This is a genomic window from Massilia timonae CCUG 45783, from assembly GCF_000315425.1.
GTDB lineage: Bacteria > Pseudomonadota > Gammaproteobacteria > Burkholderiales > Burkholderiaceae_D > Telluria > Telluria timonae.
This window is the reverse complement of sequence record NZ_JH992924.1, coordinates 125540-137940: the sequence shown is the minus strand read 5'-3', so window position 1 is coordinate 137940 and position 12401 is coordinate 125540. Positions and strand designations below refer to the sequence as shown.

The 12401-nt window shown below is 68.5% G+C and carries 13 protein-coding genes; 9 read left to right on the top strand and 4 right to left on the bottom strand.

The window, feature by feature from the left end; translation table 11 throughout:
• Positions 1-87 precede the first annotated feature (87 nt).
• Positions 88-1113, bottom strand: coding sequence for an MBL fold metallo-hydrolase (locus tag HMPREF9710_RS15735; RefSeq protein WP_005667955.1), 1026 nt, complete (start codon positions 1111-1113; stop codon positions 88-90).
• A gap of 129 nt (positions 1114-1242) precedes the next feature.
• On the opposite strand from HMPREF9710_RS15735, the gene HMPREF9710_RS15730 reads away from it, so the two are divergent.
• Positions 1243-1854, top strand: a complete 612-nt coding sequence (locus HMPREF9710_RS15730) for a TetR/AcrR family transcriptional regulator (RefSeq protein WP_005667954.1) — start codon at positions 1243-1245, stop codon at positions 1852-1854.
• Here HMPREF9710_RS15730 and HMPREF9710_RS28605 read toward each other — a convergent pair.
• Entirely contained in the window at positions 1851-2243 is a 393-nt protein-coding gene (locus HMPREF9710_RS28605) for a sensor histidine kinase (protein ID WP_005667952.1), read from the bottom strand. The genes HMPREF9710_RS15730 and HMPREF9710_RS28605 overlap by 4 nt on opposite strands.
• Before the next feature lie 110 nt (positions 2244-2353).
• Between HMPREF9710_RS28605 and HMPREF9710_RS28600 the strand changes: the two genes are divergently transcribed.
• Positions 2354-2857, top strand: a complete 504-nt coding sequence (locus HMPREF9710_RS28600; protein WP_229409834.1) for a hypothetical protein — start codon at positions 2354-2356, stop codon at positions 2855-2857.
• 192 nt (positions 2858-3049) lie between these two features.
• Here HMPREF9710_RS28600 and HMPREF9710_RS15720 read toward each other — a convergent pair whose 3' ends face one another.
• Positions 3050-4384 (bottom strand): sigma-54-dependent transcriptional regulator, encoded by a 1335-nt coding sequence (locus tag HMPREF9710_RS15720; RefSeq protein WP_005667951.1) that lies wholly within the window; start codon positions 4382-4384, stop codon positions 3050-3052.
• Positions 4385-4564: 180 nt separating this feature from the next.
• Between HMPREF9710_RS15720 and HMPREF9710_RS15715 the strand changes: the two genes are divergently transcribed.
• The 3 genes from HMPREF9710_RS15715 to HMPREF9710_RS15705 are packed head-to-tail and all read left to right on the top strand — an operon-like array spanning position 4565 to position 8986.
• Positions 4565-5848: an efflux RND transporter periplasmic adaptor subunit gene (locus tag HMPREF9710_RS15715; protein ID WP_005667950.1), complete on the top strand. Its 1284-nt coding sequence runs from the start codon at positions 4565-4567 to the stop codon at positions 5846-5848.
• 38 nt (positions 5849-5886) lie between these two features.
• A complete protein-coding gene (locus HMPREF9710_RS15710) occupies positions 5887-6567 on the top strand; it encodes an ABC transporter ATP-binding protein (protein ID WP_005667949.1) in 681 nt (226 codons plus the stop codon).
• 10 nt (positions 6568-6577) lie between these two features.
• The gene (locus HMPREF9710_RS15705) at positions 6578-8986 is read left to right on the top strand and encodes an ABC transporter permease (protein ID WP_005667947.1); all 2409 of its coding nucleotides are present in this window, start codon (positions 6578-6580) and stop codon (positions 8984-8986) included.
• 4 nt (positions 8987-8990) lie between these two features.
• Here the strand turns inward: HMPREF9710_RS15705 and HMPREF9710_RS15700 are convergent, their stop codons facing one another.
• The gene (locus tag HMPREF9710_RS15700; protein ID WP_005667946.1) at positions 8991-10472 is read right to left on the bottom strand and encodes an alanine/glycine:cation symporter family protein; all 1482 of its coding nucleotides are present in this window, start codon (positions 10470-10472) and stop codon (positions 8991-8993) included.
• Positions 10473-10639: 167 nt separating this feature from the next.
• On the opposite strand from HMPREF9710_RS15700, the gene HMPREF9710_RS15695 reads away from it, so the two are divergent.
• The 4 genes from HMPREF9710_RS15695 to HMPREF9710_RS15680 all read left to right on the top strand — a co-directional run bounded on the left by HMPREF9710_RS15695 (position 10640) and on the right by HMPREF9710_RS15680 (position 12401).
• Positions 10640-10837 carry a hypothetical protein gene (locus tag HMPREF9710_RS15695; protein WP_005667945.1) on the top strand — a complete coding sequence of 66 codons (198 nt, stop codon included), beginning with the start codon at positions 10640-10642 and terminating at the stop codon, positions 10835-10837.
• 91 nt (positions 10838-10928) lie between these two features.
• Positions 10929-11381, top strand: a complete 453-nt coding sequence (locus HMPREF9710_RS15690; RefSeq protein WP_005667943.1) for a DUF2147 domain-containing protein — start codon at positions 10929-10931, stop codon at positions 11379-11381.
• A gap of 39 nt (positions 11382-11420) precedes the next feature.
• Positions 11421-11762 (top strand): SMR family transporter, encoded by a 342-nt coding sequence (locus tag HMPREF9710_RS15685; RefSeq protein WP_005667942.1) that lies wholly within the window; start codon positions 11421-11423, stop codon positions 11760-11762.
• Positions 11763-11933: 171 nt separating this feature from the next.
• On the top strand, positions 11934-12401 hold the full coding sequence (locus tag HMPREF9710_RS15680) for a hypothetical protein (RefSeq protein WP_005667941.1): 468 nt from the start codon (positions 11934-11936) through the stop codon (positions 12399-12401).

Below are 12401 nucleotides of genomic sequence, written 5' to 3'. Positions count from 1 at the left end.
CGGCCCGGCATGTGCCGGACAGTCCAGTTCGTCATGTGGACTTTACGACAAGAACGTCAATGGCGACGCACGGCGCCCATTTCGCGCCTACTTCATGGCGCGCCACCATGCGCGCCCGGAATGCGGCTGGCGCAGGTCGACTGCCTCGCCCATCTCCGGCGTGGTCAGCCTGACGCCCTTGTCGTCGGCCAGCTGCGCGATGCGGTCGAACGGATCCTGCCAGCGATGCATCCCCAGGTCGAAGGTGCCGTTATGCACGGGGAACAGCCAGCCGGCGTCCAGGTCGAGGAAGGCCTGCATGGTTTCCTCGGGCTGCATGTGGACGTCGGGCCAGCGCTTGTCGTAGGCGCCGGTTTCCAGCAGCGCCACGTCGAACGGGCCGAACCTGGCGCCGATCTCCTTGAAGCCCTTGAAGTAGCCGGTGTCGCCGCTGAAGAACAGGCGCAGGTCGTCGTGCTGGATCACCCACGAGGCCCACAGGGTCGTGTTCGCATCGGCCAGGGTGCGGCCCGAGAAATGCTGGGCCGGCGTCGCGGTAACGCGCACGCCGCCCACTTCCGTTCCCTGCCACCAGTCGAACTGGCGCACCTTGGCCTGGTCCACGCCCCAGCCGACCAGCCGGTCGCCCACGCCCAGCGGCGTCAGGAACAGGTCCGTCTTCGCGGCCAGCGCCTTCACGGCGGCGTAATCGAGGTGGTCGTAGTGGTCGTGCGACAGGATCACGGCCTTGATGGGCGGCAGTTCGTCGATCGAGATCGGCGGCGCATGGAAGCGCGCCGGGCCGGCCCATTGCACGGGCGAGGCGCGTTCGGAGAAGACCGGATCGGTGAGATAGAACTCGCCGCCGAGCTTGATCAGCATGGTCGAGTGGCCGAGGCGGTACAGCGTGTTGTCGGGCGCGGCCAGCAATGCCGCCTGGCTCAGGCTGCGCACCGGCACCGCCTGCTCGGGAATCGTGCCCTTTGGTTTGTCGAACAGGAAGATCCACCACAGCTTGGCCATCTCGCCAAAACTCATCTTGTGCATCTCGACCGGGTTACGGTATTTCCCGTCGTGGAATTGCGGCGAGGCCGGCGCGGTGGCGGTGCTGGCGATGGAGGTGCAGGAAGCCATGATAGCGAGTGCTCCAAGTAAGAGAGTGCCGAGAAGTAGGCGCATGGTGTCGATGGATAGTCATAAAGTACACTACACAGTGTAGTATCGAAATTTGAGAAAGTAAACTACTGAGTGTAGAATTCGCGTATGCACACGCCGACCCGCCTGACCGACCGAAAACGCAGCGCCATCCTGGCTGCCGCTGCCGAGCAGTTTCGCGTCCACGGTTACGAAGCCGCGAGCATGGATGCCATCGCGGCGCTTGCGGAAGTCTCGAAGCGCACCGTCTACAACCACTTCGCCAGCAAGGAAGAGCTGTTCGCCGAAACGGTGATGCAGATGTTCGAAAGCAGCGCCGGCGAGCTCGAACTGGGCTACCGTCCCGAGCGCAGCCTGCGCGCGCAGCTGGTCGAATTGATGGCGCTGAAGATGCGCACCCTGGCCGATCCGGAATTCATCGCGCTGGCGCGGGTGGCGATCGGCGAGGCGATCCACGCGCCCGAGCGCACGCTGCCCATCCTGGCGCGCCTGGGCGAGCGCGAAGAAGGCGTCACGGCCTGGATCCGCGCGGCCCAGGCCGACGGCAAGCTCAAGGCGGGCGACCCGTCGTTCGCCGCCACGCTGCTGCAGGGCCAGATCAAGACTTTCGCCTTCTGGCCGCAGATCGCGATGGGCGCCGCGCCGCTCGCGCCGCAAGAACAGGAGCGCGTCATCGACGCCGCGGTGTCGATGTTCCTGTCGTATTTCGCGGCCGGCTAGAAACCGATCACGAAGCGGGCGCCCTGGCCCACCGATTTCGCATAGCGCACCGTGCCGCCGTTGGCATGGACCAGGTGGCGCACCATCGCCAGCCCGATCCCCCCGCCCTGCTTCTTCGTCGTATAGAACGGCGTGAAGATGTGGGGGACCGAGGCCTCGGGAATGCCCGCGCCATCGTCCACGACCTCGATGCGCAGGCGGCTGCCGCGCACCAGGCGCGCCTCGACCCGGGCCTGCCCGCCGGCCCGGGTGGCTTCGAAGGCGTTCTTGAGCAGGTTGATCAGCGCCTGCTCCAGCTGGCCCGGATCCACCATCAACTCCAGCGAGGCCGGTTGGACCGCGAACGTCACGTCCCCGCCGCGCGCGCCAGCCTGGTCCCACCAGCGCATCGACCCGATCGAACAAAGCGGCCAGCGCCACCCGCTCGGGCCGCGCTGCCGGCAGGTTCGACAGGCTGCGGTAGCTGGCGACGAAATCGACCAGGCTGTCGGCGCGGCGGTTGATCGCATCCAGCGCCGTCTTCAGGTCGGCGCCGACGTCCGGCGGCAGGCCGGCCGCGGATCCGTCCAATGCGTCGTCCAGCAGGTCGCGCGCGGTGCGCGACAGCGAAGCGATCGGCGTCAGCGAATTCATGATCTCGTGGGTCAGCACGTGCACCAGCTGGCGCCACGACTTGAGGGCTTCGGCCTCCAGCTCGCTCTCGACCGGCATCAGCGCGGCGAGGCGCTGCGGCGCGCCGTGCAGGGTCAGCATCGAGACCGCCGCCAGCGCCCGCTCGACGCCGCGCTCGGACTCGAATTCGACCAGCCGCCGCTGTCCCGCCTGCGTGGCCAGCTGGCGATACAGCGCGCCGGCGTCGAGCGCGCGACCCGGCGCGACCAGCTTGCGCGCGCTGGCGTTGAGCGGGGCCACGCTGTCGGCGGCGTCGATGGAGAACAAGGCGATCGGCGCATGCTCGAGCCGCGCCTCGAAGGCCAGCGCGCTGTCGAGCAGCGCGCGCTGATCGATGCCGGCCTCCGGCACGACGGGCGGCGCCGGGCGCGCCCGGGCCAGATGCTCCACGCACCACCACAGCAACGCCAGCAGCGGCAAGGCCGCCAGCGCGCACGTCACCTGCAGGCGCGGCGAATCGCGCAGCACGCCCGCGCCGAACGCCAGCGCCAGCATGCCGGCCAGGGCAATCCAGATGCCGGCCCTAGATCCCATGCTTGCCCAGCTTGCGGTACAGCGCGGCGCGGCTCAGGCCCAGCAGGCGCGCTGCCAGGCTGATGTTGCCCCTGGCCTGCTCCATGGCGGCCGCGATGGTCTCGCGCTCCAGCGCGCCGAGCTTGAATTCTTCCCCTGCCGGCGCGCACGCCGCTACCGGCGGCGGCGGCGACGCCAGGCCGAAATCGTCGACATGGTAGTCGGGACGGTTGCCGAGGATGACCGCGCGTTCGCAGGCGTGGCGCAGCGCCCGCACATTGCCCGGCCAGTCCCAGGCGCACAAGCGCTCGAGCGCGCCCGGCGCCAGCTCGCGCACCGGCCGGCCATACTGGCTTTCGTACAGCGACAGGTAGTGGTGCAGCAGCGCCGGGATATCGCCCCGCCGTTCGCGCAGCGGCGGCACGCGGATCACGATCGTGTTCAACCGGAACAGCAGGTCGGTGCGGAACACCGCCGCATCGAACAGGCTCGCCTCGTCGAGATTGGTGGCGCTGACGATGCGCACGTCGACCGGCTCGGCGCGGTCGGCGCCGACCGGCGTCACCTGGCGCCGCTCCAGCGCCGTCAGCAGCTTGGCCTGGGCGCCCAGCGGCATGTTGCCGACCTCGTCGAGAAACAGCGTGCCGCCGTGGGCGGCCTGGAAACGGCCCGCGCGGTCGGACCTGGCGTCGGTGAAGGCGCCGCGCCGGTGGCCGAACATCTCGCTCTCGAAGGTCGCCTCCGGCAAGGCGCCCATGTCGACCGCCAGGAAGGCGCCGTGCGCGCGGCTGGACGCCGCGTGGATGGCGCGCGCCACCAGTTCCTTGCCGACGCCGTTCTCGCCCAGCACCATCACGTTGGCCATGGTCGGCGCCACGCTGGCGATCATCGCCTTGACGCCCTGCATGGCCGGCGAATCGCCCATCAGGGCGGCGTCGACGCCGGCGCCCCTGGCGCCGCGGCGCGCCAGCGCGGCGTCGACCGCCGCCAGCAGGCGCGCATTGTCCCAGGGCTTGGTGATGAAGTCGCCGGCGCCGCGCTTGAGCGCTTCCACCGCCAGCGGCACGTCGGCATAGGCGGTCAGGACGATCACGGCCGGCGCGGCGGCCATGGCGCGCAGGCGGTCAAGCACCGCCAGGCCCTCGGCGCCGTCGATGCGGCCCGGCGTGAAGTTCAGGTCGAGCAGGACCACGTCCGGCACGCCGGCCTCCAGCACGGACGCGAGCCGCGCCGGATCGCCGAGCGTCGCCACCGCGCCGTGGCGCCGCCGCAGCAGCATCTGCGCGGCGCAGGCGACGTCGGGGTCGTCGTCGAGGATCAGGATGCGCGCGGCGGATTGGCTCATGGAGGTGCGGGAAAACAGGTCAGCAGGCATTCTAGCAGCGCGCAATGGCGCCGTGCGGCCGTCCCCGCGCACCTGTCCGCAAGCGCACACCCCACCTGTCCGGAACCGGACAGGTGGGCGCGAAAAAATCTCCAGCGGCCCGCAAAAGCGCCTGGCACGGCGCTTGCAAACGATGCCGGCATGGACCAGATACCCCCACCCGCCGTCACCGGCGCCGCCATGGACATGCAGTTGCCGCCACGGCGCGGCCGCCGCGCCATGCGCCTCGCGCTGTCGTTCGCCGTTCTCGCCGCCGGCGCCCTGCTGCTGTGGCAGTGGCTGCCGCGCGGCCTCGCGGTCGAGACGCGCGACCTGCGCATCGCCACGGTCGAAGCCGGCACCTTCCGCGACGAGATCGTCGTGCGTGCGCTGGCCGAGCCGCTCAATTCGGTCATGCTCGACGCGGTCGAATCGGGCCGCGTCGAGGAAGTGTTCGCCCGCGACGGGCAGATGGTGAAGAAAGGCGAGCTGCTGTTTCGCCTGTCGAACCCGCAGCGCAACCTGGAACTGCTGGCGCGCCAGGCGGAACACGCGCAGCAGATCTCGAACCTGGCCAACCTGCAGGTGGCGCAGGAAGCGGTGCGCACCGACCACCAGCGGCGCCTGAACGACCTCGCCTTCGCGCTCGACCAGGCCGACAAGCAGCATGCCCGCAACCTGCGGCTGGCGCGCGCCGGCTTCATCTCGGCGGTGGCGCTGGAGGAATCGGGCGACAGGCTGGCGCGGGCGCGCCGCGCGCTGGACGAGGAAGGACGCGGCATGGCGCGCGAACAGGACGTGCGCGGGCGCGCGCTGGCGCAGATGGACCAGGCGATCCGCGGCCTGGCCTCGGGCCTCGACCTGGTGGCGGCCACGGTCGATGCGCTGGCGGTGCGCGCGCCGAGCGACGGCGTGCTGACCGACTTCCGGCTGCTGGTCGGCCAGGCCGTGCGCCAGGACCAGGCCATCGGCCGCATCGACGATCCGGACCGCTTCAGGCTCAGCGCCCAGGTCGACGAGTTCTACCTGAACCGGGTCACGCCCGGCCGCGAAGGGCGCGTCATCCAGGACGGCAAGACCCATGCGCTGCGGGTCAGCACCGTCTACCCCCAGATCAAGGAAGGCCGCTTCAGCGTCGAACTGGTGTTTACCGGGCGCCAGCCGGAGGTGATCAGCCCCGGGCAAGGCATGGACGTGCAACTCACGCTCGGCCAGTCGGCCCGGGCCCTGCTGCTGCCGAACGGCGCCTTCGCCAACGACGGCGGCGGCGCCTGGGTCTTCGCGCTGGCCGCCGGCGCCAGCCACGCCGAGCGGCGCGCGGTGAAGCTGGGACGGCGCAACAACACCCAGGTCGAGGTGCTGCATGGCCTGGCCGCGGGCGACCGGATCATCGTGTCCGGTTATGCGGGCTTCGGCGAGGCCAGGCTGCTGCGGCTCACCGATTGAACCAGGTTTATCATCGATATCTCAACAGGAAACTCCTTATGCTCAAACTTTCAGGCGTCAGCAAGATCCACGTGGCCGGCGAAGTCCGGACCACGGCCCTCGACCGCATCGACCTCGAGATCGGCGCCGGCGAATACGTCGCCATCACCGGCCCTTCCGGCTGCGGCAAGTCGACCCTGCTCGGGGTGCTCGGCCTGCTCGACGTGCCGACCTCGGGCGCCTTCCTGTTCGACGGCCATGACGTCAGCGGCTGGAGCGAGGCGCGCCTGAACGGGCTGCGGCGCGGCATGGTCGGCTTCATCTTCCAGAGCTTCAACCTGATCGAGGAATTGAGCGTGTTCGAGAACGTCGAACTGGCGCTCGAATACACCGGCGTGCCGGGCGCCGAGCGCCGGCGCCGCGTGCAGGCCATGCTGGAACGCCTGGGCGTGGCCCACCGCAGCAAGCACCGGCCGTCGCAGCTCTCGGGCGGCCAGCAGCAGCGGGTGGCGATCGCGCGCGCGCTGGTGGCCGGGCCGGCCGTGCTGCTGGCCGACGAACCGACCGGCAATCTCGACACCGCCCACGGCGACGAGGTGATGCGCCTGCTGCGCACCATCAATGCCGAGGGCACGACGGTGGTGATGGTCACCCACTCGCCCGCGCATGCGGCCCAGGCCTCGCGCACGGTGCGCCTGCTCGACGGGCGCATCGTGGTCGACGCGCTGCAGGCGGCGTGAGGAGACCGATATGCTGCTGCGCGACTTTCGTATCGGCTGGCGACTGCTGGCCAAGGACCGCTCGTATTCGGCGGTCGTGATCCTCGGGCTGGCGACCGGCATCGCCGCCTGCTTCCTGCTGCTTGGCCTGGTGCGCCACGCGTTCTCGTACGACCGCCACGTGCCGCAGCATGAACAGGTATTCCGGCTGCTGCAACGCTGGAACCTGGAGCTGCTCGGGACCAAATGGGATCCCATGGCGAGCCTGCCCGCGCGCGACGCCGCGCTGGCCAGCGGCCAGCCGGTGCTCGCCACGGCCTTCGTGTCGCGCCCCCTGGATGCGCGGGTCGGCAACCAGGTCAAGGCTTTCAGGCTGACCCTGGTCGATCCGGCCTTCCAGCAGATCTTCTCGCCAAGGGTGCTAGCCGGCGACCTGCAGGCCGCGCTCGCCAGGCCCGGGGCGCTGGCGCTGAGCCGCGCCACGGCGCTCAAGCTGTTCGGCCGCATCGACGCGATCGGCGCCACGCTGCAGGGAGACGGCGCCACCTATACCGTGGCGGCGGTGCTGGAAGACCAGCCCGCGGCCACGACGACGCCGTACGAGGCGCTGGCCGGCTTCGACGGGCCCTTCCTTCCCGCCGAAGTGCGCCGCGAACTGGAGACTTCATGGGGCTTCAGCGGCGGCGCCGTCTATGTGAAACTGCTGGACGGCGCCGATCCGGAGCGCGTGCTCGACAACATCCGGCGCCAGCTGCGCGAGTCGTCCCTGGTGCGGCGCAATTTCGCCGAACAGGTGGCGGCCCTGGGCGGGCGCGACCTGATCGACTACCGGCTCGACCCGCTCGCGGATGCCTACCTGGCGCCCGACGTGGATGGCGCGATGATCGAGCACGGCAACCGCCAGGGCATGCTGGGCCTGGCCGTGGTGGCCGGCCTGATCCTGCTGCTGGCGGCGACCAATTACGTCAACCTGGCCACCGTGCGCACGCTCGCGCGCCAGCGCGAGATCGCGATGCGCAAGGTGCTGGGCGCATCGGCGCCGGCGGTGGCGCGCCAGTTCCTGGCCGAGTCGGTGTTGATCTGCCTGCTCGCCACCCTGCTCGGGCTGTTGCTGGCCTGGCTGCTGCTGCCGGCGTTTTCCGACCTGGTGCAGCGCGAGTTCGATGCCATGTTCAGCCCTGTCGCGCTGGCCGCCACGCTGGCGCTCGGGCTGCTGCTCGGCCTGGCCGCGGGCGCGTACCCGACCTGGTCGGCGCTGCGCGTGCGCCCCGGCGCCGCGCTGGCCGGACGCGGCGCCAGCGAGACCGCGCGCGGCCTGTGGCTGCGGCGCGTGCTGACCGTCGTGCAGCTGGCGACCGCCATGGGTTTGACGGCCACGACGCTGGCGGTGAGCTGGCAGACGCGGCATGCCAGCGCGCTCGATCCCGGTTTCGACATGGCGCCGCTACTGATGTTCCCGGCCATTAACGACGCGCGCGACGCGCGCATCCGGGCCCTGCGCGACGAAATCGCGCGCCTGCCCGACGTGGCCGGCGTGGCCCTGTCGCATATGCCGTTCAGCGTCGGGCACAACATCACCAGCCTGCGGCGCGAGGGCGGCGCGGTGATCGACCTGCAAAACTATGCGGTCAGCCCGGAATTCTTCGACGTGTTCGGCGTCAAGCCGCTGGCGGGACGCCTGTTCGATGCGGCGCTCGACCAGCCGAAGCAGCCCGACCGGGTCGTGATCAATGCCAGCGCCGCGCGCCGGCTGGGCTTCGCCAGCCCGCACGACGCGATCGGCAAGACGCTTCTCAGGCCCGGAGCAGGCCGGGACGCGGTGCGCATCGTCGGCGTCGCCCCCGACATCCGCCACCGCTCGGCGCGCGACGAGCAAGCGCCGGCCGCCTACGTCCTGAACGACCGGGTCGGCATGTTCACGGTGCGCACCCGCGCCAACCCCGATGCGACCGCGCGCGCCATCGAGGCGCTGTGGCCGCGCCACTTCCCGAACGAGACCCTGGGCGTCATGCGCATGCAGAAGGTGGCCACGGACCTGTTCTACGCCGACGACCTGCGCCTGTCGCAATTGCTGGCCGCGTCGAGCGCCATCGCCAGCGCCATCGCGGCCTTCGGCATCTATGTGCTGGCCGCCTACACCGTGCAACGGCGGGAAAAGGAGATCGTGCTGCGCAAGCTGTATGGCGCCAGCCGCGGCGCGATTGGCCGGCTGGTGGCGCGCGACATCGGCCTGCTCGTGGCGGGCGGGGCCGCCCTCGGCCTGCCGCTGGCCTGGATCGCGATCGAGCACTACCTGACAGGTTTCGCCACCCGGGCGCCGATCGGCGGCTGGACGCTGGCGCTGGGACTGCTGCTGGCCTGCGCGGTGACGCTGGCGGCCACCCTGCGCCACGCGCTGGCGGCGATGCGCCTGCGGCCGGCGCAGGCGCTGCGCGAATAGCGTCTTACTTTACCGGCGTGTCGAGGCGCACGCTATCTTGCTGCGTGGGCGACGCGGCGTTACGCTGCACCCAATAGTCGGCGTTCTTGATGCCGAGCGCGACCGGATCGAAGACCGGATCCTTGCCGGCTTTCTTCTGCGCTTCGTAGTCGCGCAGGCACTTGAAAGCGACGTTGCGCAGCAGGACGATCGCCACGATGTTCAACCAGGCCATCAGGCCTACGCCCATGTCGCCCAGCGCCCAGGCGACATCGGCGGTCTTGACAGCGCCGTAGACGGTAGCGGCCACGATCGCGATCTTGAGCGCGAAATTCAGCCACGGATGGCGCGCATGGCGGTCCATGTAGGCGATATTGGTCTCGGCGATATAGTAATAGGCGACGATCGTGGTGAAGGCGAAGAACAGTAGCGCGATCGCCACGAACAGCGCGCCGAAGCCCGGCATCACGTTCTCGAGCGCGGTCTGCACGTAGCCGGGGCCGGCCGCCACGCCCTGCACGCCGACGAACATCTGGGTGCCGTCCGGCGCCTCGACGTTGTACTGGCCGGTAATCAGGAGCATGAAGGCGGTGGCCGAGCACACGAACAGGGTGTCGATGTAGACCGAGAAGCCCTGCACCAGGCCCTGCTTGGCCGGATGGCTGACTTCGGCGGCGGATGAGGCGTGCGGGCCGGTGCCCTGGCCTGCCTCGTTCGAGTACACGCCGCGCTTGACGCCCCACATGATGGCCATGCCGATGATGGCGCCAAAGCCGGCGTCAAGGCCGAAGGCGGAGCTGACGATCAGCGAGATTACCGCCGGCAACTGTTCAATGTGCAGGAACACGATGACGCAGGCAACCACGATATAGCCCAGCGCCATGAAAGGCACCACCAGCTCGGCGAAGGTCGCGATGCGCTTGACGCCGCCGAAAATGATGAAGGCCAGCGCAATGGCCAGGACGGCGGCGGTGACGTTCGGATCGATGCCGACGGCCGTCTTCAGCCCCTCGGCGATCGAGTTGGCCTGCACGCCGGGCAGCAGCAGGCCGGTGGCGAACACCGTCGCGATCGCGAAGGTCCAGGCATACCATTTGATGCCCAGGCCCTTTTCGATATAGAAGGCGGGACCGCCGCGGTACTGCTTGCCGATCTGCTCCTTGTAGACCTGGCCCAGCGTCGACTCGACGAAGGCCGAGCTGGCGCCCAGGAAGGCTACCACCCACATCCAGAACACCGCGCCAGGACCGCCGAAGGTGATGGCGGTGGCCACGCCGGCGATGTTGCCGGTGCCGACCCGGCCGGCGAGCGTCATCGTCAGTGCCTGGAAGGAGGACACGCCCTGCTCCGAGCTTTTTCCTTCAAGCATCAGGCGGGTCATCTCCCGCACATGGCGCACCTGCAGGAATCGTGACCGGAGCGAAAAATACAGCCCCACGCCCAGGCACAGCGCGATCAGCGCGGGGCTCCAGATGATGCCATTGATGGCGGTTACCAGATCGTTCATGCAAAGTCCTTGTCGCGTGGGAGAGGTTGAAGATTTACCTTTGGTAAAGATGCCACAAGATACATTAATTAGAGGGAAATTTGCATCGAAAAAAAATAGATTGGCCTCGCAATCGAGCACCGTTTCATGAGAAATGGCATCTAATAAATACATGATACGATCTGCCCATGGACCGACGAAGCGACTACAAGACCTCCCTGCGCATCGACGCCGTGATTCACGAGGCGTCCATCGACCAGCGCACCAGCGCCGCGCGCCAGCTCGCCGAGCTCGGCGTGCCGCTGGAAGTGACGATGCGGGTGCTGACCCGCCCGGCCGAGCGGCGCCACCAGGTCACGCCGGAAGACGTGCGCAACGCGCCGTAGTTTTGGAGGGAATCCTCTGATTTCAGGCCGTCCTGTCTCCAGGCGACTTTGCTACACTCTGCCGTACCAACAACAATACTGGAGACCTACCATGCGCCACCTGATGCACGTCGGCCTGATCGCCGCCGCCATGCTCGCCCTGCCCACCGCCGCCCTCGCGCAGAGCGCCTCGCCGGTCGGCACCTGGAAAACCATCGATGACGAAACCGGCAAGCCGAAGGCGCTGGTGCGCATCACCGAAGAAGGCGGCGTCCTGACCGGCAAGATCGAGAAACTGTTCCGCCCGGTGGACCAGGACCAGAATCCCAAGTGCGTCAAGTGCAGCGACGCGCGCAAGGACCAGCCGATCATCGGCATGACGATCCTCTCCGGCCTCAAGAAAGAAGGCAACGAATACACCGGCGGCCAGATCCTCGATCCGTCCAACGGCAAGACCTACAAGAGCAAGGCCAGCCTGGCCGACAACGGCAGCAAGCTCGAAGTGCGCGGCTATGTCGGCGCCCCGATGTTCGGCCGCACCCAGACCTGGCAGCGCGAACAATAAACCCCAACGCGGCCCGGCGACGGGCCGTTTTTCTTCCTGATGACCCTGAATCAAGCCTATATCTTCCTTGGCTTTGCCATCGTCGCCGAAGTGATCGGCACCACCGCCCTCAAGGCCTCCGACAGTTTTACCCGCCCGCTGCCGAGCCTGATCACGGTCGGCTGCTACGCCCTGTCGTTCTACCTGCTCACCTTCAGCCTGCGCGTGCTGCCTACCGGCATCGCCTATGCGATCTGGTCCGGTGTCGGCATCGTGCTCATCTCCCTGGTCAGCTGGTTGTATTTCCGGCAAAGCCTGGACCTGGCGGCGATCGCCGGCCTGGCCCTGATCATCGCCGGCGTGCTGGTCATCAACCTGTTTTCGAAGAGCGTGGGTCACTAGAACACGCCTGGTTCACGCGCCAGGCAATGTCGGCTATGCTGACGTCAAGATCGTGTCAACCTCGCGTCAACCGCGACGTGTTGCCGGACGTTACTTCCTGCCCACCTTCGAGGCGCCATGAAACCAACTTCCGTAGCACGTGCCGCACGACCCGTCTTCCGCGGACGGGCCATGCGCGTGATTCGCCTGCTCAGCCTGGCTGGCGGCGTGTTCGGCATCCTGTTGCCGGCCGCCTTGCTGGCCTCGACCGCGCACGGCATCCCGGACTGGATCGAGCCGTATATCGTGCTGGCCGGCGTGGCGCTCGGCTCGGGCGGCTTCTTCCTGGTCGCGATGGCCGGCCACCGCATGAACCGCGACGCCATGCTGCGCTCGTTCGCCGCCCTGCTCCTGATGATGCCCTTCGGCGCCAGCGGCATCGTGATCTGGCATGCCAGCAATATGCTGATGGTCTGGCTGTGCACCTTCCTCTTGACGCTGACGATCCTGCTGTACCTCAGCTTCATCTATCCGCTGACCCATGTGCCGCAGCAGCCGATCGTGCCCAGGACGCCTTCCCGGCGTGCACCCAAGCCTATGCAATGGGTCCCGCTACGGCGCAACGGCCAGCGCGAACGCCGCTTCACGCAGCCATCATAG